Source organism: Oceanicola granulosus HTCC2516 (assembly GCF_000153305.1).
Lineage (GTDB): Bacteria > Pseudomonadota > Alphaproteobacteria > Rhodobacterales > Rhodobacteraceae > Oceanicola > Oceanicola granulosus.
On sequence record NZ_CH724107.1, the window covers coordinates 1,253,273 to 1,277,354 of the forward strand.

At 71.0% G+C, this 24,082-nt stretch carries 24 protein-coding genes; 15 read left to right on the forward strand and 9 right to left on the reverse strand.

Features of this window, described 5'->3' with window-relative positions:
- Window positions 1-83 precede the first annotated feature (83 nt).
- Window positions 84-1,961, forward strand: coding sequence for a cobaltochelatase subunit CobT (gene cobT, locus OG2516_RS05900; protein WP_007254719.1), 1,878 nt, complete (start codon window positions 84-86; stop codon window positions 1,959-1,961).
- Between the two features lie 41 nt (window positions 1,962-2,002).
- Here cobT and OG2516_RS05905 read toward each other — a convergent pair whose 3' ends face one another.
- A complete protein-coding gene (locus OG2516_RS05905; RefSeq protein ID WP_007254720.1) occupies window positions 2,003-2,902 on the reverse strand; it encodes an NAD-dependent epimerase/dehydratase family protein in 900 nt (299 codons plus the stop codon).
- Between the two features lie 66 nt (window positions 2,903-2,968).
- Entirely contained in the window at window positions 2,969-3,919 is a 951-nt protein-coding gene (locus tag OG2516_RS05910) for an isopenicillin N synthase family dioxygenase (protein WP_007254721.1), read from the reverse strand.
- A 128-nt stretch (window positions 3,920-4,047) separates the two neighbouring features.
- On the opposite strand from OG2516_RS05910, the gene parE reads away from it, so the two are divergent.
- A complete protein-coding gene (gene parE / locus OG2516_RS05915) occupies window positions 4,048-6,006 on the forward strand; it encodes a DNA topoisomerase IV subunit B (protein ID WP_007254722.1) in 1,959 nt (652 codons plus the stop codon).
- A 33-nt stretch (window positions 6,007-6,039) separates the two neighbouring features.
- Here parE and denD read toward each other — a convergent pair whose 3' ends face one another.
- The 3 genes from denD to OG2516_RS05930 all read right to left on the reverse strand — a co-directional run bounded on the left by denD (window position 6,040) and on the right by OG2516_RS05930 (window position 9,199).
- Window positions 6,040-7,014: a D-erythronate dehydrogenase gene (gene denD, locus OG2516_RS05920; protein WP_007254723.1), complete on the reverse strand. Its 975-nt coding sequence runs from the start codon at window positions 7,012-7,014 to the stop codon at window positions 6,040-6,042.
- 63 nt (window positions 7,015-7,077) lie between these two features.
- On the reverse strand, window positions 7,078-8,667 hold the full coding sequence (gene glpD / locus OG2516_RS05925) for a glycerol-3-phosphate dehydrogenase (protein WP_007254724.1): 1,590 nt from the start codon (window positions 8,665-8,667) through the stop codon (window positions 7,078-7,080).
- Between the two features lie 82 nt (window positions 8,668-8,749).
- On the reverse strand, window positions 8,750-9,199 hold the full coding sequence (locus tag OG2516_RS05930) for a nucleoside deaminase (protein ID WP_007254725.1): 450 nt from the start codon (window positions 9,197-9,199) through the stop codon (window positions 8,750-8,752).
- A 118-nt stretch (window positions 9,200-9,317) separates the two neighbouring features.
- Between OG2516_RS05930 and OG2516_RS05935 the strand changes: the two genes are divergently transcribed.
- The 8 genes from OG2516_RS05935 (at window position 9,318) to OG2516_RS05970 (ending at window position 16,161) form a co-directional block, all read left to right on the forward strand.
- The gene (locus OG2516_RS05935) at window positions 9,318-10,157 is read left to right on the forward strand and encodes a pseudouridine synthase (protein ID WP_007254726.1); all 840 of its coding nucleotides are present in this window, start codon (window positions 9,318-9,320) and stop codon (window positions 10,155-10,157) included.
- Between the two features lie 82 nt (window positions 10,158-10,239).
- Window positions 10,240-11,088, forward strand: coding sequence for a TerC family protein (locus tag OG2516_RS05940; RefSeq protein ID WP_007254727.1), 849 nt, complete (start codon window positions 10,240-10,242; stop codon window positions 11,086-11,088).
- A 48-nt stretch (window positions 11,089-11,136) separates the two neighbouring features.
- On the forward strand, window positions 11,137-11,349 hold the full coding sequence (locus OG2516_RS05945) for a hypothetical protein (RefSeq protein WP_007254728.1): 213 nt from the start codon (window positions 11,137-11,139) through the stop codon (window positions 11,347-11,349).
- The gene (locus OG2516_RS05950) at window positions 11,349-12,239 is read left to right on the forward strand and encodes a 5-bromo-4-chloroindolyl phosphate hydrolysis family protein (RefSeq protein ID WP_007254729.1); all 891 of its coding nucleotides are present in this window, start codon (window positions 11,349-11,351) and stop codon (window positions 12,237-12,239) included. Before OG2516_RS05945 ends, OG2516_RS05950 begins: the two co-directional genes overlap by 1 nt.
- Before the next feature lie 18 nt (window positions 12,240-12,257).
- A complete protein-coding gene (locus OG2516_RS05955; RefSeq protein WP_040614991.1) occupies window positions 12,258-13,460 on the forward strand; it encodes a toxic anion resistance protein in 1,203 nt (400 codons plus the stop codon).
- Window positions 13,457-14,431 carry a DUF2927 domain-containing protein gene (locus tag OG2516_RS05960; protein ID WP_007254731.1) on the forward strand — a complete coding sequence of 325 codons (975 nt, stop codon included), beginning with the start codon at window positions 13,457-13,459 and terminating at the stop codon, window positions 14,429-14,431. Before OG2516_RS05955 ends, OG2516_RS05960 begins: the two co-directional genes overlap by 4 nt.
- 258 nt (window positions 14,432-14,689) lie before the next feature.
- Entirely contained in the window at window positions 14,690-14,923 is a 234-nt protein-coding gene (locus OG2516_RS05965; protein ID WP_156799277.1) for a hypothetical protein, read from the forward strand.
- A 110-nt stretch (window positions 14,924-15,033) separates the two neighbouring features.
- Window positions 15,034-16,161: an SPFH domain-containing protein gene (locus OG2516_RS05970; protein WP_007254733.1), complete on the forward strand. Its 1,128-nt coding sequence runs from the start codon at window positions 15,034-15,036 to the stop codon at window positions 16,159-16,161.
- Window positions 16,162-16,164: 3 nt separating this feature from the next.
- Here the strand turns inward: OG2516_RS05970 and OG2516_RS05975 are convergent, their stop codons facing one another.
- Entirely contained in the window at window positions 16,165-16,707 is a 543-nt protein-coding gene (locus OG2516_RS05975) for a hypothetical protein (RefSeq protein WP_156799278.1), read from the reverse strand.
- A gap of 133 nt (window positions 16,708-16,840) precedes the next feature.
- On the opposite strand from OG2516_RS05975, the gene OG2516_RS05980 reads away from it, so the two are divergent.
- The 3 genes from OG2516_RS05980 to dtd all read left to right on the forward strand — a co-directional run bounded on the left by OG2516_RS05980 (window position 16,841) and on the right by dtd (window position 19,414).
- On the forward strand, window positions 16,841-17,929 hold the full coding sequence (locus tag OG2516_RS05980) for a TFIIB-type zinc ribbon-containing protein (protein WP_007254735.1): 1,089 nt from the start codon (window positions 16,841-16,843) through the stop codon (window positions 17,927-17,929).
- Window positions 17,930-18,065: 136 nt separating this feature from the next.
- Window positions 18,066-18,980 (forward strand): carbohydrate kinase family protein, encoded by a 915-nt coding sequence (locus OG2516_RS05985; protein ID WP_007254736.1) that lies wholly within the window; start codon window positions 18,066-18,068, stop codon window positions 18,978-18,980.
- Entirely contained in the window at window positions 18,977-19,414 is a 438-nt protein-coding gene (dtd, locus tag OG2516_RS05990) for a D-aminoacyl-tRNA deacylase (protein ID WP_040614992.1), read from the forward strand. The genes OG2516_RS05985 and dtd overlap by 4 nt, the downstream gene beginning before the upstream one ends.
- A gap of 79 nt (window positions 19,415-19,493) precedes the next feature.
- Here the strand turns inward: dtd and OG2516_RS05995 are convergent, their stop codons facing one another.
- From OG2516_RS05995 to OG2516_RS06005, 3 genes are read right to left on the reverse strand one after another with little or no spacing between them, the layout of a single operon-like run.
- On the reverse strand, window positions 19,494-20,282 hold the full coding sequence (locus OG2516_RS05995; RefSeq protein WP_007254738.1) for a metal ABC transporter permease: 789 nt from the start codon (window positions 20,280-20,282) through the stop codon (window positions 19,494-19,496).
- Window positions 20,275-21,045 (reverse strand): ATP-binding cassette domain-containing protein, encoded by a 771-nt coding sequence (locus tag OG2516_RS06000; protein ID WP_007254739.1) that lies wholly within the window; start codon window positions 21,043-21,045, stop codon window positions 20,275-20,277. The genes OG2516_RS05995 and OG2516_RS06000 overlap by 8 nt, the downstream gene beginning before the upstream one ends.
- On the reverse strand, window positions 21,039-21,521 hold the full coding sequence (locus OG2516_RS06005; RefSeq protein WP_007254740.1) for a helix-turn-helix domain-containing protein: 483 nt from the start codon (window positions 21,519-21,521) through the stop codon (window positions 21,039-21,041). The genes OG2516_RS06000 and OG2516_RS06005 overlap by 7 nt, the downstream gene beginning before the upstream one ends.
- A 75-nt stretch (window positions 21,522-21,596) precedes the next feature.
- Between OG2516_RS06005 and OG2516_RS06010 the strand changes: the two genes are divergently transcribed.
- Both OG2516_RS06010 and fumC read left to right on the forward strand, forming a co-directional pair.
- Window positions 21,597-22,604, forward strand: coding sequence for a zinc ABC transporter substrate-binding protein (locus OG2516_RS06010; protein WP_007254741.1), 1,008 nt, complete (start codon window positions 21,597-21,599; stop codon window positions 22,602-22,604).
- A gap of 78 nt (window positions 22,605-22,682) precedes the next feature.
- Entirely contained in the window at window positions 22,683-24,074 is a 1,392-nt protein-coding gene (gene fumC / locus OG2516_RS06015) for a class II fumarate hydratase (protein WP_007254742.1), read from the forward strand.
- The last annotated feature ends 8 nt before the right edge of the window (window positions 24,075-24,082 follow it).

Genomic DNA, 24,082 nt, shown 5'->3' on the forward strand with positions numbered 1-24,082 from the left:
CATATTTAGGGCCAGATGAAGCCGGGGCGCGGCGCGCGACGGGGGGCCTTTTCGCGGGCGCGCGAAGGGCGCATATAGGCGATATGGCCGGACCGACTGACAACCCCGCAGATCCCTTCAAGAAGGCGCTCGCCGAGGCGACCAAGGTGCTCGCCGACGATTCCGAGCTCGCCGTCACCTACTCGGTCGACCCGCCGGGCCAGAGCGCCGAGTCGGTGCGCCTGCCCCAGGTGAGCCGGCGGATGACGCGCGAGGAGGTGCTGCTGGCGCGCGGCACGGCCGACGCCTACGCGCTGCGCCACAAGTACCACGACCCGAAGGTGTCAGCGCGCTACATGCCCGAGGGGCAGATGGCGCGCGACCTCTACGAGGCGATGGAGGGGGCGCGGGTCGAGGCCGTGGGCGCGCGGCACATGCCCGGCACCGCGGGCAACATCGACGCCAAGATCGGCAACGAGGCCAGCCGCAAGGGCTACGGGCAGGTGCGCGAGGCCTTCGAGGCGCCGCTCGCCGTGGCCGCGGGCTACCTGATCCGCCACCTCGCCACCGGGCGCGACCTGCCGCCGGCGGCGGGCAACGTGATGGAGCTGTGGCGCGGCTACATCGAGAAGAACTGCGGCTCGCTCGACGGCATCGACGCCGCGCTCGACGACCAGCAGGCCTTCGCGCGTCTCGCGCGCCAGCTCATCAAGGAGCTCGGCTACGGCGACCAGCTCGGCGACGATCCCGACGAGCCGGACGAGACCGGCGAGGACAGCGCGTCGGACGAGGAGGACCAGGAGGAGCAGCCCGACTCCACCGGCGAGGAGGACAGCGACGAGAGCGACGAGATGGACGCGTCGCCGGAATCGAGTCAGGAGGAGCAGCAGGACGCCAGCCAGGCCGAGGTCAGCCTCGACGAGTTGGCCGACGCCGAGACGGCCGAGGAGACGGAGATGCCCGAGGGCGAGGCGCCGCTCGAGCCCCCTGCCCCGCAGCCCTATTCGGAAGCCGATCCGAACTACGATGTCTTCACCTCGGAGCACGACGAGGAGATCGGCGCCGAGGAGCTGGCCGAGCCCGCCGAGCTGGAGCGGCTGCGCGCCTACCTCGACCAGCAGCTCGAGCCGCTGAAGGGCGCCGTCGGGCGGCTGGCGAACAAGCTGCAGCGCCGCCTGCAGGCCAAGCAATCGCGCAGCTGGGAGTTCGACCGCGAGGAAGGTATCCTCGACGCCGGCCGGCTGGCGCGGGTCGTGGCCAACCCGACGACGCCGCTGTCCTTCAAGGTCGAGAAGGACATGGAATTCCGCGACACGGTGGTGACGCTGCTGCTCGACAATTCCGGCTCGATGCGCGGCCGGCCGATCTCGATCGCCGCGATCTGCGCCGACGTGCTGGCCCGCACGCTCGAGCGCTGCGACGTGAAGGTCGAGATCCTCGGCTTCACCACCCGCGCCTGGAAGGGCGGCAAGGCCCGCGAGGAGTGGCTCGCGGCGGGCCGGCCGGCGGCGCCGGGGCGGCTCAACGACCTGCGCCACATCGTCTACAAGGCCGCCGACGCGCCCTGGCGGCGGACCCGCGAGAACCTCGGGCTGATGATGAAGGAAGGGTTGTTGAAGGAGAACATCGACGGCGAGGCGCTGGAATGGGCGCACCGCCGGATGATCGGCCGCCCCGAGCAGCGCCGGATCCTGATGGTGATTTCCGACGGCGCTCCGGTGGACGATTCCACCCTCAGCGTGAACCCGGCGAACTACCTCGAGAAGCACCTGCGCGACGTGATCGCGATGGTGGAGCGGCGCAAGCTGGTGGAGCTGATCGCCATCGGCATCGGCCACGACGTGACGCGCTACTACGAGCGCGCGGTGACGATCACCGACGTGGAGCAGCTCGCCGGGGCGATGACGGAGCAGCTCGCGGCGCTGTTCGACCAGGATCCGCGGAAGCGGGCGCGGGTCTTGGGGATGCGCCGGGTGGCGTGAGGGGTGCGGGGTGCGCAATGAATGCGCACCCTACGGTGTCGTCAGGCGCGGGGGTCGTCGAGGACCTCGCGCCAGGAATGCTTCGGCGCGAAGCCGAGCAGCTTCTTGGCCTTGTCGATGGAGTAGAACGTCTCGTTCTCGCCCATCTCCTTCTTCACCGGCACGCCCTCGTAGAAGTCGCGGCGGATCTCGCTGGTCTTGGCGGCGGTGGAGAGGTCCTCGTTGGCGACGTTGAAGACCTCGTAGCCGAGCCCGTCCGTCTCGAGGCAGCGCTGGACCATCTGGCCGAGGTCGCGGGCGTCGATGTAGGCGAAGATGTTGCGCCGGCGCAGGCCCGGGTTGTCGAGGAAGGCGGGGAAGTTCTGCGCGTATTCGTGCGGCTCGATCACGTTGTTGATGCGCAGCCCGTAGATGTCGTGGCCGGTGCGCTCGTGGAAGGAGCGGCCCGTCACCTCGTTCACCACCTTCGACATGGCGTAGCTGTCCTGCGGGACGGTCGGGTGCTCCTCGTCGACGGGGATGTACTGGGGCTGGATCACGCCGTCGCGGAAACAGACGCCGTAGGTCGTCTCGGACGAGGCGAAGATGACCTTCCTGATGCCGTACTTCGAGGCCGCCTCGAGCACGTTGTAGGTGCTCATCGTGTTGATCCGGAAGGTTTCCTGGTCGGGCCGGAAGAGGATCGCGGGGATCGCGGCGAAGTGCACGATGGCGTCGTACTCGGGCACGCCGGTGCCCGGGTCGAGTTCCTCGAAGCCGCCCCAGGCGCGGAGGGCGGAATAGACCTGGCCGGCGTCGGTGAGGTCGACACGCAGGTTCTGGACGTCCGGGTGATCGAGCGGGACGAGGTCGGCGTTGACCACCTTGTGCCCCTGCTCGAGCAGGTATGGCACCACGTGCCGACCGGCCTTGCCGCTGCCGCCGGTGAAGAAAATCCGCATGTTTCTGCCTCCTGAAACGATTTCGGAGGCGACCCTAGCGCTTTCGGCGGCAGTGGCAACGGCTCTTCAGGCCGTGGCGGCGGCGAACTTGGCCATCAGGTAGGGTCCGGAGGTGACGGAGGCGCCGCCGCCCTCGAGCGGGGCGATCTCGGCGTGCCAGTTGGGCTGGTGGAAGAAGGCGAGCGAGCCGCGCCGCTCCAGCGCCGCCTCGGGCGGGACGACGACCCGGTGCAGCGTCGAGCGCCAGCGCCCGCCGGTCCAGAGCTCCATCAGGTCGCCGATGTTGATGACGAACGCCCCCTCCGGCGGCGCGACGCCGCGCCACTCGCCCCCGGGCGTCAGGATCTCGAGGCCCCGGCTGCCGGGATCGGGCAGCAGGATGGTCAGCGAGCCGTAGTCGGTATGCGCCCCGGCGCGCTGCTGGCCGGCTTCGGGCGGACGTTCGGCGGCGGGGTAGTTCAGCGCGCGCAGGGCGGAGATGGGGGCGTCGATGTAGGGGGCGAAGTAGTCGGCGGGCAGGTCCAGCGCGGCGGCGAAGAGCTCCATGATCTGCGCGGCGAGCGTCTCCATGCGGGCGTAGTAGGCCTCCCACGCGGCGCGGAAGCCGGGCTGGTCGGGGAACGGCGTGGGCGCGTAGCAGAAGGCGAGCGCGTCCGGGTCGCTCTCGCCCTCGGGGCGCGTCAGGGGGCCGCCGTTGAAGCTCTCCTTCAGGTCGGGCGGGGTCTCTTCGCCGCGCGAACGGGCCAGTGCCTCGGCGCCGAGGCCGAGATAGCCGTAGGGCTGCCCCTTGGCGGGGCGCACCGCCTCCTTCGCCTCGGCCGGCCCGTCGAAGAAGCCGCGAACCGCCGCCCGCACCGCCGCGATCTCGTCCTCGGGCACGCCGTGCCCGGCGATGGCGAGGAAGCCCGTCTCGCGGCAGGCGCGGTCGACCTCGGCGGCGATGGCGGCCCGTTCGGCCTCTCCGGCGGCACGGTAGGCGGCGAGGTCGATGACGGGGACGGTGCTGGCGGCGGACATGGGCAACTCCTGAACGGTGATCGCGCGGAGCCTCCGCCGCGATCCGCGTCGCGTCAAGCCGCCCCAGCCTTCCAACGGCGGCGGCGCTCTGACATAGTGGCCGGCAACCAACCAAGAGCAGCACGCCCATGCCAGACGACCTTCTCAAGGGCACCGAGCCCGACACCTACGACGCCTCCTCGATCGAAGTCCTCGAGGGGCTGGAGCCGGTGCGCAAGCGGCCCGGCATGTATATCGGCGGCACCGACGAGCGGGCGCTGCATCACCTCGTTGCCGAGGTGCTCGACAATTCGATGGACGAGGCCGTCGCGGGCCATGCCAACCGCATCGAGGTGGAACTGCACGACGATCACGCCATCACCATCCGCGACAACGGGCGGGGGATGCCGTTCGAGGAGCACCCCAAGTTCCCGGGCAAGTCGACGCTCGAGGTGATCCTGTGCACGCTGCACGCGGGCGGCAAGTTCTCGGGCAAGGCCTACCAGACCTCGGGCGGCCTGCACGGCGTCGGCGCGTCGGTGGTCAACGCGCTGTCGGATTCGATGGTCGTGCAGGTGGCGCGCGACCGCAAGCTCGTGGAGCAGCGGTTCTCGCGCGGCGTGCCGCTCGGCCCGGTCGCGGAGGTCGGCGCGGCGCCCAACCGGCGCGGCACCACCACGACCTTCCACGCCGACGAGCAAATCTTCGGCCATCACCGCTTCAAGCCCGCGCGGCTGTTCAAGATGGTGCGCTCCAAGGCCTACCTGTTCTCGGGCGTCGAGATCCGCTGGAAATCGGCCATCGACGACGGCGAGACCCCGCGCGAGGCGACGTTCCACTTCCCCGGCGGCCTGTCGGACTACCTCGTCGAGACGCTGGGCAGCGCCTCGACCTACGCCGACAAGCCCTTCGCCGGGACGGTCGACTTCCAGAGCCGCTTCAGCACGCCGGGCAAGGTCGAGTGGGCGATCAACTGGACGCCCGCGCGCGACGGCTTCATCCAGTCCTACTGCAACACCGTGCCGACCCCCGAGGGCGGCACCCACGAGCAGGGCTTCTGGGCGGCGATCCTCAAGGGCATCCGCGCTTACGGCGAGCTCGTCAACAACCGCAAGGCCAAGGACATCACCCGCGACGACCTCGTCACCGGGGGCTGCGCGCTGGTGTCCTGCTTCATCCGCGAGCCCGAGTTCGTCGGCCAGACCAAGGACCGGCTCGCCACCACCGAGGCGGCCAAGCTCGTCGAGGCGGCGGTGCGCGACCACTTCGACCACTGGCTGACCTCGGACACCAAGTCGGCCGGCGCGATTCTCGACTTCCTCGTGCTGCGCGCCGAGGAGCGGCTGCGGCGGCGTCAGGAGAAGGAGACGGCGCGCAAGTCGGCGACCAAGAAGCTGCGCCTGCCGGGCAAGCTCGTCGACTGCTCGACCTCCGCCCGCGACGGCACCGAGCTGTTCATCGTCGAGGGCGACAGCGCGGGCGGCTCCGCCAAGATGGCGCGCGACCGCAAGACCCAGGCGCTGCTGCCGCTGCGGGGCAAAATCCTCAACGTGCTGGGCGCGGCGGCCTCCAAGCTGGGCTCCAACGCCGAGATCAACGACCTCGCCCAGGCGCTCGGCGTGGGGCTGGGGACGAAGTTCAGCATCGACGATCTGCGCTACGACAAGATCATCATCATGACCGACGCCGACGTCGACGGCGCCCACATCGCCTCGCTGCTGATGACGTTCTTCTACACCCAGATGCGCCCGCTGATCGACCACGGCCACCTCTACCTCGCCTGCCCGCCGCTCTACCGGCTGACCCAGGGCGCCAAGCGGCTCTACGTCGCCGACGACCGCGAGAAGGACTACTGGATGGGCAAGGGCCTCGGCGGCAAGGGCAAGATCGACGTGCAGCGCTTCAAGGGCCTCGGCGAGATGGACGCCAAGGACCTCAAGGACACCACGATGAACCCCGAGACCCGCAAGCTCATCCGCGTGTCGCTGCACGACGAGGAGCCGGGCGAGACGGCGGACCTCGTGGAGCGGCTGATGGGGAAGAAGCCGGAGCTGCGCTTCCAGTACATCTCGGAGAACGCGCGGTTCGTCGAGGAACTGGACGTCTAGGCGGGGCTCTCAGAGAGGACGGCGCCGTCGCGGCTAGTTTCCCGGCGCCCCACCCAGTTCGTCCTCGATATGCGCGCGGATGATCGCATCGAAATCGGCGTCCGCCTCGAAGCCGAGGTCGCGGGCGCGGGTGGCGGTGAAGCGGGTGGGCCAGCCGGCGACGATGGCGCGCACGGTCGGGTCGGGGACCTCGTCGATCAGGGCGACCGCGTCGGGGCCGGCGACCCGCTCGAGGGCGGCGATCTGCTCGGCGACGCTGACACCGACGCCCGGCAGGGTCAGGGCGCGGCGGCCGCCGAGGGGGGCGGTGTCCATCGCCGCGGCGTGGAGCAGGAAGCCGAGGGCGGAGCGGGGGCTGGCGTGGGTGTGGACCACCTCGCGCGGCACCGGCAGCACCGCGCGCTGACCGGCCAGCGGCTCGCGGATGATGCCCGAGAAGAAGCCGGAGGCCGCCTTGTTCGGCTTGCCCGGCCGCACGCAGATCGTCGGCAGCCGCAGCGCGACGCCGTCGAGGAAATCGCGGCGGGAATAGTCGTTGAGCAGCGCCTCGCCGATCAGCTTCTGGGTGCCGTAGGAGGTCAGCGGCGTGGGGTGGAAGTCGTCGGGGATCACCTCCGGGAACGGCGCGCCGAAGACGGCGATGGACGAGGTGAAGACGACGCGCGGCGCGTGCCCGGCGGCGCGGATCGCCTCGAGAAGCGCGCGCGTGCCGTCGAGGTTGACCCGGTAGCCCAGCTCGAAGTTCGCCTCCGCCTCGCCCGACACGACGCCGGCCAGGTGGAACACGATGTCGGGCCGGTGCGCCACGAGCGCCTCCGCCGCGCCGGGCGCGGCGAGGTCGCCGGTCAGCGTGGTGACCGCGAGGCCGCCCGCCTCCGGGTCGGGGGCGACGATGTCGTGCAGCACCAGCGCCTCGATCGCCCGGCCGCCCAGCGCGCCGTCGCGGTCCAGCCGCGCCACGAGCTTGCGCCCGATCATGCCGGCCGCGCCGGTGATGAGTATCTTCATGGTGTTCCCCCCTCGCCTCTTCCCGCGCAACAGACCCGAAACGCGCGGCGAGGGCCAGCCCGTCTACTCCGCGGCGGCGGCGTGGGCGCGGGCGGTCTCCATCCAGCCGTCGAGCGCCGCGATCTGGGGCGGGTCGAGGCGGAGGCCGAGCTTGCTGCGGCGCCACACGACGTCTTCGGCGGTGCGGGCGTATTCCCTGTCCATCAGCCAGCGGACCTCGCGCTCCGTCAGGGTCGCGCCGAAGTCGCGCCCGAGGTCGGCGGCGGTCGCGGCGTCGCCGAGCACCTCGTCGGCCTCGGTGCCGTAGGCGCGCACCAGCCGCCGCGCCCAGCGCGCGTCGAGGAAGCCGTAGCGCTCCTGCAGCCTCGCGATCAGCGCCTCCACCTCCTCGACCTCGAAGTCGCCGCCCGGCAGCGCCACCCCGGCCGTCCAGGCACCGCTGGCCTGCGGAACGTAGGGCGCGAGCCGCGCGAGGGCGCTCTCGGCGAGGCGGCGGTAGGTGGTGATCTTGCCGCCGAAGACGTTGAGGATCGGCGCGCCGCCGGTATCGTCGACCTTCAGCGTGTAGTCGCGCGTCGCCGCCGTCGCCGAGTTCGCGCCGTCGTCGTGGAGCGGGCGGACGCCGGAATAGGTCCAGACGATGTCGTCCTCGGAGATCGGCGCCTTCAGGTACCGGTTGACGAAGTCGATCATGTAGCGCTGCTCTTCGGGCGTGCAGACGGGCCGGACGGAAGGGTCGGTGTGCTCGGCGTCGGTGGTGCCGATGAGGGTGAAATCGGTCTCGTAGGGGATCGCGAACATGATCCGCCCGTCGGTGCCCTGGAAGAAGTAGCACTTGTCGTGCTCGAACAGCCGCCGCGTCACGATGTGCGAGCCGCGCACCAGCCGCACGCCCTCGCGGCTGTCGACCTGCACCCGATCGTGGATGATGTCGCCGACCCACGGCCCGCCGGCATTCACCAGCATCCGCGCCCGCTCGCTGCGCCGCGCGCCGCTGTCGCGCTCCTCGACCTCGATCTCCCACAGGTCGCCCGCGCGCCGCGCGCCCAGCACCTTGGTGCGCGCCATGATCCGCGCGCCCCGCATCTCGGCGTCGCGCGCGTTGAGCACCACGAGGCGGGCATCCTCGACCCAGCAGTCGGAATATTCGTAGGCCGTCTCGAACTCGTCGACGAGCGGCGCGCCTTCGGGGGCGGTGCGCAGGTCGAGCGTGCTGGTGCCGGGGAGGATCCGGCGGCCGCCGAGATTGTCGTAGAGGAACAGCCCGAGCCGGATCAGCCAGGCCGGCCGGCGGCCGCGGCTCCAGGGCGCGAGCGTGTTGAGGATGCGCGAGGTGGGGGTGCTGCTCTCGAAGCGCATGTCGCGGTGGTAGGGCAGCACGAAGCGCAGGGGCCACGAGATGTGGGGCATCGCCCTCAGCAGCGTCTCGCGCTCGATCAGCGCCTCGCGCACGAGGCGGACCTCGAAGAACTCCAGATAGCGCAGGCCGCCGTGGAACAGCTTGGTGGAGGCCGAGGAGGTCGCCGAGGCGAGGTCGTTCATCTCGGCGAGCGCCACCGACAGCCCCCGCCCCGCCGCATCGCGCGCGATGCCGCAGCCGTTGATCCCGCCGCCGATGACGAAGAGGTCGTGGATGGTCGGTTCGTCGGACATGGGCGCTGGCTTCCCTGCTTCGCGTGGCCCCGCCTGTGTAACACCTGCGGCGCGATTGGCGAGACGCCCGCGGGCGGACAAGTCAGCGCAGGTCGGCGAAGAAGTCGCGCAGGAGCGCCGCGGCGGGCCCGGCGGCGATGCCGTCGTAGATCTCCGGGCGGTGGTGGCTCTGCGGGTGGGCGAGGACGCGAGGGCCATGCGCGACGCCGCCCGACTTGGGATCGGCCGCGCCGTAATAGAGCCGGGCGATGCGGGCGAAGCCGATGGCGGCGGCGCACATGGGGCACGGCTCGAGCGTGACGTAGAGGTCGTGGCCCGGCAGCCGGTCGGAGCCGGCGGCGGCGCAGGCGGCGCGGATGGCGAGCAGCTCGGCATGGGCGGTCGGGTCGGCGAGCTCGCGGGTGCGGTTGCCCGCCCGCGCCACGACAGCGCCGCCCGGCGCGACGACGACCGCGCCCACCGGCACCTCGCCGCGCGCGGCGGCCGCGCGGGCCTCCGCGAGGGCGGCGTCCATGTGGCTGGTGAAGCTCATGCTTCCGTCTTGGAGCCGGCCGGCGCGGGCGGCAAGGGCGGATGCCTCCGGCGGGGATATTTCCAGGACAGAGGATGACCGATTGCGCGCGCCGCCCCGCCGGCGGTATGGCGGGACCATGAGTGACGAACATGCCGGCGAGCGCATCGCCAAGATCCTGTCGCGCCGGGGCGTCGCCTCGCGCCGCGAGGCGGAACGGATGATCGAGGCCGGCCGGGTGTCGGTGAACGGGCGGCTGATCGACAGCCCCGCCCTCAACGTCACGACCAGCGACCGGATCCTCGTCGACGGCAAGCCCGTCGCCGCGCCCGAGCCGCCCCGGCTGTGGCTCTACCACAAGCCCGCCGGCCTGGTGACCACCGAGCGCGACGAGAAGGGCCGCCCGACCGTCTTCGGCGCGCTGCCCGAGGAGATGCCGCGGGTGATGTCGGTGGGGCGGCTCGACATCGCGTCGGAGGGGCTGCTGCTGCTGACCAACGACGGCGAGATCAAGCGCCGCCTCGAGCTGCCCGCGACGGGCTGGCTGCGCCGCTACCGGGTGCGCAGCCACGGCTACGTGGAAGATGCCAAGCTCGAGCCGCTGCGCAGGGGGATCAGCGTCGAGGGCGTGCGCTACCAGCCGATGAGCGTGACGTTCGACCGCCAGCAGGGCGCGAACGCCTGGATGACGGTGGCGCTGCGCGAGGGCAAGAACCGCGAGATCCGCCGCGCGATGGAGGCGATCGGGATCAAGGTGAACCGGCTGATCCGGATCAGCTACGGGCCGTTCCAGCTCGGCAACCTCGCCGCCGGCGAGGTCGAGGAGGTGCGCCCGAAGGTGCTGCGCGACCAGCTCGGGCTCGACGCGCGGCCCAAGCCCCAGCGCCGCCGCGCGGCCGGGCGGGACGACGGCGACGCCGCCCGCCCCCGCGGCCCCGCGCGCCCCGGGCCCACTGGACCGCGCAAGCCGCCCCGCTAGCTCGAGCGGCAGGGAGGCGGCTTGCCCTCCTGCCGACCCTGTGCATCCTGACCCGCACCGCCTCACCGACGGAGACCCCCGAATGGCCGACCTGCTGACCCTGGAGAATATCACCAACCTGCTGATGCTCTGTTTCCTGCAGGCGGTGCTCGGGTTCGACAACCTGCTCTACATCTCCATCGAGAGCCAGCGCGCGCCCGTGGCGAGCCAGCGCGCGGTGCGGTTCTGGGGCATCATCATCGCAGTGACCCTGCGCATCGTGCTGCTGTTCCTGATGGTGACGCTGCTCGACCGGCTCGAGGCGCCGTTCTACGTGCTCGACTGGGAAGGCGTCATCACCGGCGGGGTGAACTTCGCCACCATCGTCTACGCCATCGGCGGCGCGTTCATCATGTACACGGCCGTCAAGGAAATCTCGCACATGCTGTCGCTGCACGATCCGAGCCACGACGTCGAGGCGAAGTCGGGCAAGTCGGCGGCGAGCGTGGTGGCGCTGATCGTGTTCATGAACCTGATCTTCTCGTTCGACTCCGTGCTCTCGGCCATCGCCATCACCCAGGTCTTCGCGGTGCTTGCGACGGCGATCATCCTGTCGGGCGTCGCGATGCTGGTGCTCGCCGACGGGGTGACGCGCTTCCTGCAGAAGAACCGGATGTACGAAGTGCTCGGGCTGTTCATCCTGCTGATCGTCGGCGTGGTGCTGCTCGGCGAGGCGGGACAGGCGGCGGTGCACGGGGCCGAGGCCATGGGCATGGCGCACGAGGAGGCCAAGGCGCTGGCGCTGCGGGTGTTTGGCTACGAGATCGTGCCGATGTCGAAGAGCACCTTCTACTTCTCCGTCATCGTGCTGGTGGCCGTCGAGATCATCCAGTCGGGCTACTCCCGCAAGCTCAACGCCGAGCGCAAGGCGCTGCAGTCGCACCACTCGTAATCGCACCGTCGCGCACCTATCATCGAGGAGACAAGGAGATGCTGAAACATGATGCGACTGATCCTCGTCCTTCTGGTGCTCGCCGCGCTGGTCATGGCCGCGCAGGCGGTGCTCGACTTCGCGCGTCCCGCCCGGCGTCCGGGCGGCAGCGGCGCGGCCGGGGCTGAGGCCGGGATGCCCCCGCCCTTCCGCCTCGTCGCCTACCTGCTGCTGCTGGCCCTGATGGTGGGCATCTCCGCCGGCTGGCTCGGGGCGGTCTGATGGCGAAGCGCTTCGGTGGCCGCTTCAGCCCCGGCGGCAGCGGCGGCGGCACGGGTGCCGGCGGCAGCCGGCCGCCCCCGGCCCCGCTGAGCGAGGCCCCAGTCGACGCGGCGGGCCTGCGCGCCAACCTGCTGTTCCTGCCGCCGCTGATCCTCGCGATCACCTCGCTCAACGACGGCCCCGTCACCCTGCTCGTCTCGCTCGTCGCCGCCGCGATCCTGGCGCTCGCGGCCTGGCTGCTGCGCGAGGGCCTGCGCGCCGAGGCGGCCTACGACGCCCGCAACGTCGCCCGCCGTCCGGCAATGCCGCGCAAGCTGGCGGCCTCGGCGCTGACCGGCATCGGCGTCGCGCTCGCGGGCTGGACGGGCGACGCCGGGCTCGTCGGCTCGGTGCTCTACGGCGTCGCCGCCGGGGGCCTGCACGTGGCCGCCTTCGGGATCGACCCGCTCAAGGACAAGCGCCTCGAGGGGATCGACGCCTTCCAGCAGGACCGGGTCGCCCGGGTCGTCGACGAGGCCGAGGAGCACCTCGACGCCATCTGGGGCCACATCCGCACCACCGGCGAGCGCGACCTGCACGACCGCGTCGCCGGCTTCTGCGGCACCGCCCGCAAGATGATCCGCACCGTCGAGCAGGATCCGCGCGACCTCGCCGGCGCGCGCAAGTTCCTCGGCGTCTACCTCGAGGGCGCGCGCGACGCGACGGCCAAGTTCGCCGAGCTCTGGACCCGCCGCCCCGACCCGGAGGCGCGCGCCGCCTACGAGGCCCTGCTCACCGACCTGGAGCAGAATTTCGCCGCCCGCACCGAGAAGATGCTGTTGGACGATCGCACGGACATGGATATCGAAATCAAGGTGCTGCGGGATCGTTTGCAGCGCGAGGGCGTTTAGGCCGACGAGGGGAACAGGATGTCAGAGAAAGTTGCCGCCAACATGGAGAAGGCCCGGACCGCGCTCGCCGACGTCGAAAAGGTGACGGCCGTCGTGCTGCCCGAGCCGAAAGGGGAACTCGTCGCCATCGAGACCGCAGACCCGCCCACCGCCGAGTCCATCCGCAAGCGGATGGACGAGATCGACCTCGCCGACACCGGCTCCATCATCGCCTTCGGCTCGTCCGCCCAGAGCGAGCTGCAGACGATCTCGCAGATGATGTTGCAGGGCGTGCGCAACAAGGATGTCGGCCCCGCCGGCGACAGCCTGCGCGAGATCGTCACCACGATCCGCGGCTTCAACGTCTCCGAGCTCGACGGCCGCCGCAAGCGGTCGTTCTGGGAGAAGCTGATCGGCCGCGCCGCGCCGGCGGCCAAGTTCGCGGCGCGCTTCGAGGAGGTGCAGGAGCAGATCGACCGGGTGACGGACGATCTGCTGCGCCACGAGCACACGCTGCTCAAGGATATCGAGAGCCTCGACCAGCTCTACGACAAGACCCTCGCCTTCTACGACGAGCTCGGCCTCTACATCGCCGCCGGCGAGGCGAAGCTGGCGGAGCTCGACAGCGACGTGATCCCGGCCAAGGAGGCCGAGGTCAACGGCGCGCCCGAGGAGCAGGCGGTGATGAAGGCGCAGGAGCTGCGCGACCTGCGCGCCGCGCGCGACGATCTCGAGCGCCGGGTCCACGACCTCAAGCTGACGCGGCAGGTGACGATGCAGTCGCTGCCCTCGATCCGGCTGGTGCAGGAGAACGACAAGTCGCTGGTGACCAAGATCAATTCGACGCTCCTCAACACCGTGCCGCTCTGGGAGACCCAGCTCGCCCAGGCGGTGACGATCCAGCGCTCGGCCGAGGCCGCCGGCGCGGTGCGCGAGGCCAACGACCTGACCAACGACCTGCTGCAGGCCAACGCCGAGAACCTGCGGCAGGCCAACCACACGATCCGCACCGAGATGGAGCGCGGCGTGTTCGACATCGAGGCGGTGAAGGCCGCCAACGCCAACCTGATCGCGACGATCAACGAGAGCCTCGAGATCGCCGACGAGGGGAAGCGCAAGCGCGCCGCCGCCGAGGCGGACCTGCAGTCCATGGAGTCCGAGCTGAAACAGACGCTGGCGGCGGCGAAGTCGCGCCGGACCGGGCTCGGCGAGACCGTCGGCCAGTCGGCGGGGGCGCGATGATCCGCCGCGCGTTTCTCGGAGCCGCCAGCTTCGCCGGACTGGCGGCACTCGGCGCCTGCTCGGAAGTCGGCGCGCCGGCGCCCGTGGCGGAGCAGCCGCCGGTGCAGACCGTCGCCGCGCCTGCGCCCGCCCCGGCACCGGCGCCACGCCGGGTCCAGGTTCCCTCGGCGGACAGCGTCGAGCTGGCGAGCTTCTACCGCCGCCTCGAGGCCGACCTGAGCGTGCGCGGCCTGCTGCGCCGGGACGGGGGCGGGTCCGACACCCCCTTTACGGCGGCGATGCTGGCGCGCAATTTCGAGCAGATCGCGCTCTACGACGAGTACGTCTCGGAGAATGACGAGCTGCGCGCCCGCACCACCGAGAGCCGGCTGCGCCGCTGGGAGATGCCGGTGCGCTTCGGCGTCGAGTTCGGCGACGGCGTGCCCGTGGAGCAGCGCGAGGCCGACCTCGAGAACGTGCGCAGCTACGTCGCCCGCCTCGCCCGCGTCACCGGCCACCCGATGCGCTACGACGAGAGCGACGCCAATTTTCACGTCCTCATCCTGACCGAGGACGACCGCCGCAACAGCGCCAACCGGCTGCGCGAGCTGATCCCCGGCATCACCGACGGCTCGATCCGCGCCTTCCAGACCCGTGACCGCGGCACCCTCTGCCTCGTCCTCGCCTTCAGCCAGGGCCAGAGCGCGACCTACACCCGCGCCGTCGCCCTGATCCGCGCCGAGCACCCCGAGCTGCTGCGCCTGTCGTGCATCCACGAGGAGCTCGCGCAGGGGCTCGGCCTCGCCAACGACAGCCCCACCGCGCGCCCGTCGATCTTCAACGATGACGAGGAGTTCGCCCTGCTGACGCGCCACGACGAGCTGCTGCTGCAGATGCTCTACGACGACCGGCTGACCCCCGGGATGACGGCCGCCGAGGCCCGCCCGACCGTGCGCGCCATCGCCGCGGAGCTCGTCGGCGGCGGCAGCTGACCGGCGAACGAAATAAAGCTCGATAACAACGTCTTCCACCGCGCGCGCCGCGGAGGGAGACGCTTGACGTAGATTCTCGCGGCATTCCGGCGTATGCTTGACGTTAGGTAAGGATGCATTTCGTGCTGTTCGTCCTGCCTCTCCACACTTGCGACCACTGATCCGGGAGACCTGCACCTTTCGCAGATCCTTTCCCGATTCTGAACAAGACTGGATACTGCCATGCCTTCCTTTAGAAAGTGTTTCTCAGTCGCTTCCGTGGTTCTCCTCCTCCCCCTCGCGGCGATGGCCGACGAGGAAATGCCGTCGGAAGAGTACGACGCGCTTGCGGCGAAGCTCATTATGAACGGGTTCACCATGTTGCACGTCGTCGACGCCGAGCGCGGCATCATGTCGGCCTTCGACACCGAGGGCAGCGAGGTGATGCTGCACGTCGATCCGGCCACCCGCCAGATCACCAACATGGCCTACGTCCACATGACGGACGAATAAGCCGCCCGCGCGGAGGGGCGAACGCCGCCCCTTCGCGCAAGCTTGCGGTAGCGCTGCGGCGAGAGGCTCCCTATATTTCGCGCAAACGCATTAGAAGCAGGGTTCGCGAGATGGCGCTTTTCGATTTTCTTTCCGGCCAGTTCATCGACGTTATCGAGTGGACCGACGACACCCGCGACACCCTCGTGTGGCGGTTCGAGCGGCATGGCCACGAGATCAAGTACGGCGCCAAGCTGACGGTGCGCGAGGGCCAGGCGGCGGTGTTCGTCCACGAGGGCCAGCTCGCCGACGTCTTCACCCCCGGTCTCTACATGCTCGAGACCAACAACATGCCGATCATGACGACGCTGCAGCACTGGGACCACGGCTTCCGCTCCCCGTTCAAGTCCGAGATCTACTTCGTCTCCACCAACCGCTTCACCAACCTCAAGTGGGGCACCAAGAACCCGGTGATGCTGCGCGATCCGGAATTCGGCCCGATCCGGCTGCGCGCCTACGGCACCTACACGATCAAGGTCACCGACCCGTCCCTGTTCATGACCGAGATCGTCGGCACCGACGGCGAGTTCACCACCGACGAGATCACCTTCCAGATCCGCAACATCATCGTGCAGGAAGTGTCCCGCGCGCTCGCCGCCTCGGGCATCCCGGCACTCGACATGGCGGCCAACACCGCCGAGCTCGGCAAGCTGGTCGCCGAGGCAATCTCGGCGACGATCAAGCAATACGGCCTCACCCTGCCCGAGCTCTACATCGAGAACATCTCGCTGCCGCCCGCCGTGGAGAAGGCGCTCGACGCGCGCACCTCGCGCGGCATCGCGGGCAACCTCGACGACCACATGAAGTGGAAGGCCGCCGAGGCGATGGGCCAGCCGGGCACCATGGGCGACGCGATGGGCGCGGGCATGGGCGCCGGCATCGGCATGGCGATGGGCAACGCGATGGGCGCCGCCGCCGGCCCCTGGGGGCAGCGTCCGCAGCCCGCCGCCGCGGCCGCGCCGGCCCCGCCTCCGCCGCCGGTCGAGCATGTCTGGCACATCGCCGAGAACGGCGCGACGAGGGGCCCGTTCTCCAAGGCCCGGCTCGGCCGGATGGCCGCCGAGGGCGAGCTGACCCGGCAGACGCTGGTCTGGACGGCGGGCCAGGACGGCTGGAAGCCGGCCGACGAGGTGTCGGAGCTGGCGCAGCTCTTCACCGTGATGCCGCCGCCCCCGCCTCCGCCGCCGCCCGCCGGCTGAGGCTCAGCGCTTCATCATCAGCACCGGGCCGCGGCAGGCGTCGTCCGGCATCGCGAGGCCCGGATCCGGCACCGCGCGCAGCTCGGTCCATGGATCGATCTGCGAGTCCGCGATCAGCCGGTTGTCGAGGCAGATGTCCTGCGCGTAGTTGCCGACGTTGAAGCCGAAGCCCCCCGCGCCGCAATTGTCGCCGACGCCGTCCATGTTCCAGCCCTGCGTGACGGGCGCCTCCTCGGAGGGCAGCGAGAAGCGGCGGGTGCGCGGGTCGAACTCGAGGTAGAACGTCGTTTCCTCGCGCAGCGCCGCGAGCCCCCAGCGCCCGAGCGGACGGTCGTGCCGGTAGCCCTCGATGAAGAAGCACTCCACCGCGTCCTCGCGGATCAACCCGTCGTCGCCGGCGGCGGCGGGATCGAACGCCATGCCGCCCGCGAGCCGGTATCCGTTCGCCCCGATCCACTTGAACCGGTAGCTCTCGAGCCCCTGCGCTCCGGCCTCGCCACCCGCCACCAGCAGCGCCCCGGCCAGCACCCAAAGCCGCATTGTCATCGCCGGTCCTCCCGATCGTGCCGCATCCTTCGCCGAAATCGCTAGCACAGGCATCCCCTGCCCCGGCAGGCTTTTCTTTCCCGCGCGCGCGCCCCTATGGTGAGCGCGACAGCCACGACAGGATCCGCCGGACATGGCCGACGAGCACCACTTCCCCTGCACCGTCTGCGGCGCCGACATGCGCTTCGACCCGGCGAGCAACCAGATGGTCTGCGACCATTGCGGCAACACCGAGCCCGTCGAGGAGGCCGGCCCCTGGGGCGGCGGCTCGATCCGCGAGCTCGACTTCGCGACCGCCCTGCAGGGCAAGGTAGACGCCGCCGACATGGAGGAGGTGCGCACCACCTCCTGCCCGAATTGCGGCGCGCTCATCGAGTTCGAAGGCGACACCCACGCCACCGAGTGCCCCTTCTGCGCCACGCCCGTCGTCACCGACACCGGCACCACCCGCCACATCAAGCCGCGCGGCCTGCTGCCCTTCGCCGTCGAGGAGCGCGCCGCGCACGAGGCGATGACGGCCTGGCTCGGCAAGCTCTGGTTCGCGCCCAACGGGCTGCGCCAGTACGCCCGCAAGGGGCGCAAGCTCAACGGCATCTACGTCCCCTACTGGACCTTCGACGCCGACACGTCCAGCCGCTACAGCGGCGAGCGGGGCGACGACTACTACGTCACCCGCACCGTCACCCGCAACGGCGAGCGCAAGCAGATCCGCGAGCGCCGGACCCGCTGGCGCCGCGCCACCGGACGGGTGCAGCGCTTCTTCGACGACGTCCTCGTACTCGCCTCGAAGTCGCTGCCCAAGAAGTACACCGACGCGCTCGAGCCGTGGGACCTCTCCGCCCTCGAGCCCTACCGCCCCGAATTTCTCGCCGGCTTCACCGCCGAAGCCTATCAGGTGCCGCTCGAGGAGGGTTTTACCGAGGCGCGCGCCTACATGGACCGGATGATCCTGCGCGACGTGAAGTACGACATCGGCGGCGACCGCCAGCGCGTCCACGACATCCAGACCGAGGTGCGCGACGTCACCTTCAAGCACATCCTGCTGCCGGTCTGGATGGCCGCCTACAAGTACAACGGCCAGAGCTTCCGCTTCGTCGTCAACGGCCGCACGGGCAAGGTGCAGGGCGAGCGCCCCTACTCGGCCTGGAAGATCGCCTTCGCCGTCATCCTCGGCCTGATCCTCGCCGCCGGGATCGGCTATCTCTATGCCACCAATCGCTAGGTCATCTTTCCGCTCCTCCCATTGTCACGCCCCCCATCCTGCCGCACGAATCCTGAGGAACCGTTAAGCCCGCAGCCTTGAATCGCCCGCGCCCCGGCGGCATTGTGCCCGGACTCCTGCAAACGAGAGGGACCCCATGATCCTGGCCTGCGGCGAAGCGCTGATCGACATGCTCCCGAGGACCACCGAGAGCGGCGAGGACACCTACCTGCCCGCCCCCGGCGGTGCCGTCTTCAACACCGCCGTCGCGCTCGGCCGCCTCGGCGCCCCGGCGTCGTTCTTCTCGGGCCTGTCGAGCGACTTCTTCGGCGACATGCTGCGCGCCTCGCTCGCCGAGAGCGGCGTCGACACCACCCTCGCCCCCGTCAGCGACCGCCCCACCACCCTCGCCTTCGTCAAGCTCGTCAACGGCCAGGCCAGCTACCTGTTCTACGACGAGAACACCGCCGGGCGGATGCTCGAGGAAGACGACCTGCCCGAGACCGACGCCCGCGCGCTGTTCTTCGGCGGCATCTCCCTGATGGTCGAGCCCTGCGGCAGCGCCTACGAGGCGCTGATGCGGCGCGCCGCGCCCGACTGCGTCACGATGATCGACCCGAACATCCGCCCGCAATTCATCCGCAACGAGTCCGCCTACCGAGCCCGGATCGGCCGAATGATCGCCGCCGCAGACATCGTCAAGGTGTCCGACGACGACCTGCGCTGGCTCGAGGGCGACGGCGAGATCGCCTGCCTCGCCAGGCGGATGCTCGAACAGGGCCCCAAGCTCGTCCTCGTCACCCGCGGCGGCGACGGCGTCACCGGCTACACCCGCGCCCACACGATCGACCAGCCCGCGGTGCCGACGCAGGTGGTCGACACCGTCGGCGCGGGCGACACCTTCAACGCCGGCATCCTCGCCAGCCTCCACGCGCGCGGCGCGCTGACCAAGTACCGCATGGAGACCCTCGACGAGGAGACCCTCGCCGCCGCCCTCGCCCTCGGCGCCCGCGCCGCGGCCGTCACCGTCTCCCGCGCCGGGGCCAACCCGCCCTGGGCGTCGGAACTGTGAGAGCCCTCGTCCAGCGGGTCAGCGAGGCCTCGGTGACGGTCGACGGCGCGCGCATCGCCGAGATCGGGCCCGGGCTGCTGATCCTCGCCTGCGCCATGCGCGGCGACGCCGACGACCGACCCGCCGCCCTCGCCGGCAAGATCGCGCGGCTGCGCATCTTCCAGGACGGCGCCGGCAAGATGAACCGCGCCCTCGCCGACACCGGCGGCGCGGCGCTCGTGGTGAGCCAGTTCACCCTCGCCGCCGACACCTCGCGCGGCAACCGCCCCGGCTTCTCCGCCGCCGCCCCGCCCGCCGACGGCGAGCGGCTCTACCTCGCCCTCGCCGACGCGCTCGCCGCCGAGGGCATCCCCACCCGGACCGGCCGCTTCGGCGCCGACATGAAGGTGGCGCTCGTCAACGACGGCCCAGTGACGGTCTGGCTCGACGTCTGATCTTCATCTGGCCCCCAATATGCGCGGGGGAGTCGCCGCCGGCGGCGGCGACGGGGGCAGCCGCCCCCGCCCCCGTCGCCTACCGCCGCAGCGCCCCGGCCAGCGCGATGGCCGCGTAGGCCGAGGCCGCGACGCAGACGATGCTGGGCCCGACCGGCGTGTCGAGCCGCAGCGCCAGCCCCAGCCCGCCGAGCGCCGCCACGCCCCCGATCAGCGCCGCCACGCCCGCCATCGCCTCCGGCGTCCGGGTGAGGCCGCGGGCGGCGGCGGCGGGGATGATCAGCAGCGCGGTGATGAGCAGCGCGCCGACCACCTTCAGCGCCACCGCCACCATCAGCGCCATCAGCACCACGAGCAGCAGCGTTTCGCGGCGGGCGTCGATGCCCGCGGCGGCGGCGAGGTCGGGGTTGAGCGTCGCGGTGAGCAGCGCCGACCAGCGCCAGATCAGCAGCGCCGCGACGAGCGCGCCGCCGCCCCAGATCACCACGAGGTCGCCCCGGGTGACGGTCAGCACGTCGCCGAACAGGTAGGCGTCGAGATCGACCCGCCCGCCCGGCACCAGCGCCACCGCGAGCAGGCCCGCCGCCAGCCCGCCGTGGGCCAGCACCCCGAGCGCCGAGTTGACCTCGCGCCCCTGCCCCTCGAGCGCATGCAGCGCCGCGGCCATGGCCAGCGCGACGGCGACCACGCCCCAGAGCACCGACAACTCGAACATCAGCGCCAGCGCCACGCCGAGGATCGCCGCGTGGGCCGTGGCGTCGCCGAAATACGCCATCCGGCGCCAGACCACGAAGGAGCCGAGCAGCCCGGCGGGCAGCGCGACACCCACCGCGGCCAGCGCCGCGCGCACCAGGAAATCGTCAAGCATGAAGCTGGTCGTGGCTGCCGTGGTCGTGGTCGTGCCCGTGGTCGTGGTGGGCATGGTCGTGCTCGTGGCGGTAGAGCGCGAGCGCGCCGCCGGTGCCGGTCCCGAACAGCTGCCGCCATTCCGGCGCGGCCGAGACGGCGGCGGGGGTGCCCTCGCAGCAGACATGCCCGTTGAGGCAGACGACGCGGTCGGAGGCGCTCATCACCACGTGCAACTCGTGGCTCACCATCAGCACCCCGCAGCCGAGGTCGTCGCGCACCGCCTCGATCTGGCGGTAGAAGTCGGCCGAGCCGGGCTGGTCGAGCCCCTGCGTCGCCTCGTCGAGCACGAGCAGGTGCGGCCGCGCCAGCAGCGCGCGCGCCAGCAGCACCCGCTGGAACTGCCCGCCCGACAGCTCCGCCATCTGCCGCCGCCCGAGCGCCCCCACTCCCGCGCGCTCGAGCGCGGCCTCGGCGGCGGCGCGCGGCGCGCGGACCGGCAGGTCGAGGAAGCGGCGCACGGTCATCGGCAGGGTCGAATCGAGGTGCAGCTTCTGGGGGACGTAGCCGACCCGCAGCCCCGGCATCCGCGCGACCCGCCCCGCCTCGGGCGCGAGCGCGCCGAGCATGACCTTGAGCAGCGTCGACTTGCCCGACCCGTTCGGCCCGACGAGGGTGACGATCTCGCCCTTGCCGACGCTGAGGTTCACCCCCTCCAGCACCGGGCGGCCGCCCTGGCGGGCCGCGATGTCGCGCGCGGCGATCAGCAGCGTGTCGTTCAGCATGATGCGGCATCCTCGCGGCAGCCGGGGCAGAGCCCCTCGGCCTCGATCACCGTCTGCTCGATGGCGAAGCCGCTGCGCGCCGCCGTGGAGGCGAGCGGCGCCTCGAGCGCCGCCTCGGCCACCGCGCCGCAGCCGCGGCAGATCATGAAGGCCGGATCGTGCGCCGCGCCGGGCACCGCGCAGGCGACGAAGGCGTTGAGCCGCTCGATCCGGTGCACGAAGCCCTGCGCGATCAGGAAGCCAAGCGCGCGGTAGGCGACGGGCGGCTTCGAGCCCAGCCCCTCCGCCCGCAGCCGGGCCAGCAGGTCATAGGCGCCGAGCGCGGCATGGGCCTCGAGCAGGATCTCCAGCACCCGCCGGCGCACCGGCGTGAACTGCACCCGCCGCGCGGCGCAGCTCTCCTCCGCGCGCCGCAGCGCACCGGCGACGCAGGCGTCATGATCGTGGCTGGCGAAACCGACGGCTTGTTGTTGCATGGTCGCGATCCGGGGTTGTTACGTTATAACATCTCCCCTATACGGCCGCCGTCCGAAACCCGCAAGCAGGTTGCAATGATGATCCGTTACCTCCTCCCGCTCCTTCTCGTCGCCCGCCCTCTCGCCGCCGAGGCCCCGGCGGTCGTCGCCGACATCGCGCCGGTCCACAGCCTCGTGGCGCAGGTGATGGAGGGGGTCGGCACGCCGGAGCTGCTGCTGCCGCCGGGCGCCTCGCCGCACGATTTCGCGCTCCGCCCCTCCGACGCCGCGCGCCTCTCCGGCGCCGACCTCGTGATCTGGACCGGGCCCGCCCTCGCCCCGTGGCTCGCCGAGCCGCTCGAGACGCTGTCCGGCGGGGAGATGCTGGCGCTTCTCGAGACGGAGGGGTGGCCGAGGCTGGCGGTGGAAGACGCGGAAGAGCACGACGCGCACGAAGAGCACGACGACCACGACCACGACGAGCACGCGCACCAAGAGCACGACCACGACCACAACGAGCACGCGCACGACGATCACGAGGACCACGAGCACGAAGACCACGACGATCACGGCCACGCGCACGGCGGCGAGGACCCGCACGCTTGGCTCGATCCGGTCGTCGCGGCCGTCTGGGTCGGACACATCGCCGATGCGCTCGCCGCCGCCGACCCGGAGAACGCCGCCACCTACCGCGCCAATGCCGACGCCGCGCGGGACGCCCTCGACGCGCTGACCGCCGAGGCCGCCGAAGCGCTCGCGCCCGTCGCCACCGCCCCGTTCGCCGTATCCCACGACGGTTACGGCTACTTCGTCGCCCGCTTCGGCCTCACCAAGTCGGCGGCGATCACCCTCACCGACGGCCAGCGCCCCGGTCCCGCCACCATCCGGGCGCTGCGCGAACAGCTCGCCGGCGACGGGACGCGCTGCATCCTCGTCGATCCCGCCGAAGGCGACGATTTCGCCCGCCTCGTCACCGAGGGCACCGACATCGTGCTGACCGAGGCCGATCCGCTCGGCGCCGCCCTGTCCATTGGCCCGGAGCTCTACCCGGCGCTCGTCGCCCACCTCGCGGGCGCGCTCGGAGACTGCCTCGCCCCCCGCTGACGGGGCGGCGAAGGCGTTGTGTTCCCGGGCTCCTGCGCTATGACAGGGCCGATTGCGCACCAGTCAGGGAGAGCCCGCGTGACCGATACCCGTACCGAGACCGACAGCTTCGGCCCGCTCGAGGTCCCCGCCGACAAGTACTGGGGCGCGCAGACGCAGCGCTCGATCATGAACTTTCCGATCGGCTGGGAAAAGCAGCCGATCGCCATCGTTCGGGCGCTCGGCGTCATCAAGCAGGCCTGCGCCGAGGCCAACAAGGCGCGCGGCAAGCTCGACGCGCGCCTCGCCGACGCGATGATCGAGGCGGCCGGCGAGGTCGTCTCGGGCAAGCTCGACGACCACTTTCCGCTGGTGGTCTGGCAGACCGGCTCGGGGACGCAGTCGAACATGAACGCCAACGAGGTGATCGCCAACCGCGCCATCGAGATCCTCGGCGGCGAGATCGGCTCCAAGGACCCGGTCCATCCGAACGATCACTGCAACATGGGCCAGTCGTCCAACGACACCTTCCCCACCGCCATGCACATCGCCACCGCGATGACCGCGCGCGACGTGACCCTGCCGGGGCTGAACAAGCTCGCCGGGGCGCTCGAGGCGAAGGTCGCGGAGTTCGACGGGATCATCAAGATCGGCCGCACCCACACGATGGACGCCACGCCGCTGACGCTGGCGCAGGAATTCTCGGGCTACGCCCACCAGGTCCGCAAGGGCATCGAGCGGGTCGAGCGCGCGCTCGGCGACATCTACGAGCTCGCCCAGGGCGGCACCGCCGTCGGCACCGGGCTGAACTCGCCCGAGGGCTGGGGCGAGACCGTCGCCGCCAACATGGCGCGCATCACCGGCCTGCCCTTCGTCACCGCGCCCAACAAGTTCGAGGCCCTCGCCGCGCACGACGCGATGGTCGAGATGTCGGGCGCGCTCAAGACCGTCGCCGCCGCGCTGTTCAAGATCGCCAACGACATCCGCCTGCTCGGCTCCGGCCCGCGCTGCGGCCTCGGCGAGCTGATGCTGCCCGAGAACGAGCCCGGCTCGTCGATCATGCCGGGCAAGGTCAACCCGACCCAGTGCGAGGCGATGACGCAGGTCTGCGCGCAGGTGATGGGCAACGACGCCGCCGTTGGCTTCGCCGGCAGCCAGGGGCACTTCGAGCTCAACGTCTACAAGCCGATGATGGCCTACAACGTGCTGCAATCCATGCAGCTCCTCGGCGACGCCGCCGTGGCCTTCACCGACAATTGCGTCGTCGGCATCCGCGCCGACGAGGAGCGCATCGCCAAGATCATGCGCGAGTCGCTGATGCTGGTGACGGCGCTGGCCCCGGAGATCGGCTACGACAACGCCACAACCGTCGCCAAGACGGCGCACAAGAACGGCACCACCCTCAAGGAAGAGGCGGTGGGGCTGGGCTACGTCACCGCGGAGCGCTTCGACGAGGTGGTGCGGCCGGAGAAGATGATCGGGCCGAAGTGAAGGCGGCC

Bases quoted from the DNA above. Each gene is read 5' to 3' on its own strand.
- cobT (WP_007254719.1), top strand. From the start codon at position 84: ATGGCCGGACCGACTGACAACCCCGCAGATCCCTTCAAGAAGGCGCTC.
- OG2516_RS05905 (WP_007254720.1), bottom strand. From the start codon at position 2,902: ATGCGGATTTTCTTCACCGGCGGCAGCGGCAAGGCCGGTCGGCACGTG.
- OG2516_RS05910 (WP_007254721.1), bottom strand. From the start codon at position 3,919: ATGTCCGCCGCCAGCACCGTCCCCGTCATCGACCTCGCCGCCTACCGT.
- parE (WP_007254722.1), top strand. From the start codon at position 4,048: ATGCCAGACGACCTTCTCAAGGGCACCGAGCCCGACACCTACGACGCC.
- denD (WP_007254723.1), bottom strand. From the start codon at position 7,014: ATGAAGATACTCATCACCGGCGCGGCCGGCATGATCGGGCGCAAGCTC.
- glpD (WP_007254724.1), bottom strand. From the start codon at position 8,667: ATGTCCGACGAACCGACCATCCACGACCTCTTCGTCATCGGCGGCGGG.
- OG2516_RS05930 (WP_007254725.1), bottom strand. From the start codon at position 9,199: ATGAGCTTCACCAGCCACATGGACGCCGCCCTCGCGGAGGCCCGCGCG.
- OG2516_RS05935 (WP_007254726.1), top strand. From the start codon at position 9,318: ATGAGTGACGAACATGCCGGCGAGCGCATCGCCAAGATCCTGTCGCGC.
- OG2516_RS05940 (WP_007254727.1), top strand. From the start codon at position 10,240: ATGGCCGACCTGCTGACCCTGGAGAATATCACCAACCTGCTGATGCTC.
- OG2516_RS05945 (WP_007254728.1), top strand. From the start codon at position 11,137: ATGATGCGACTGATCCTCGTCCTTCTGGTGCTCGCCGCGCTGGTCATG.
- OG2516_RS05950 (WP_007254729.1), top strand. From the start codon at position 11,349: ATGGCGAAGCGCTTCGGTGGCCGCTTCAGCCCCGGCGGCAGCGGCGGC.
- OG2516_RS05955 (WP_040614991.1), top strand. From the start codon at position 12,258: ATGTCAGAGAAAGTTGCCGCCAACATGGAGAAGGCCCGGACCGCGCTC.
- OG2516_RS05960 (WP_007254731.1), top strand. From the start codon at position 13,457: ATGATCCGCCGCGCGTTTCTCGGAGCCGCCAGCTTCGCCGGACTGGCG.
- OG2516_RS05970 (WP_007254733.1), top strand. From the start codon at position 15,034: ATGGCGCTTTTCGATTTTCTTTCCGGCCAGTTCATCGACGTTATCGAG.
- OG2516_RS05975 (WP_156799278.1), bottom strand. From the start codon at position 16,707: ATGACAATGCGGCTTTGGGTGCTGGCCGGGGCGCTGCTGGTGGCGGGT.
- OG2516_RS05980 (WP_007254735.1), top strand. From the start codon at position 16,841: ATGGCCGACGAGCACCACTTCCCCTGCACCGTCTGCGGCGCCGACATG.
- OG2516_RS05985 (WP_007254736.1), top strand. From the start codon at position 18,066: ATGATCCTGGCCTGCGGCGAAGCGCTGATCGACATGCTCCCGAGGACC.
- OG2516_RS05995 (WP_007254738.1), bottom strand. From the start codon at position 20,282: ATGCTTGACGATTTCCTGGTGCGCGCGGCGCTGGCCGCGGTGGGTGTC.
- OG2516_RS06000 (WP_007254739.1), bottom strand. From the start codon at position 21,045: ATGCTGAACGACACGCTGCTGATCGCCGCGCGCGACATCGCGGCCCGC.
- OG2516_RS06005 (WP_007254740.1), bottom strand. From the start codon at position 21,521: ATGCAACAACAAGCCGTCGGTTTCGCCAGCCACGATCATGACGCCTGC.
- OG2516_RS06010 (WP_007254741.1), top strand. From the start codon at position 21,597: ATGATGATCCGTTACCTCCTCCCGCTCCTTCTCGTCGCCCGCCCTCTC.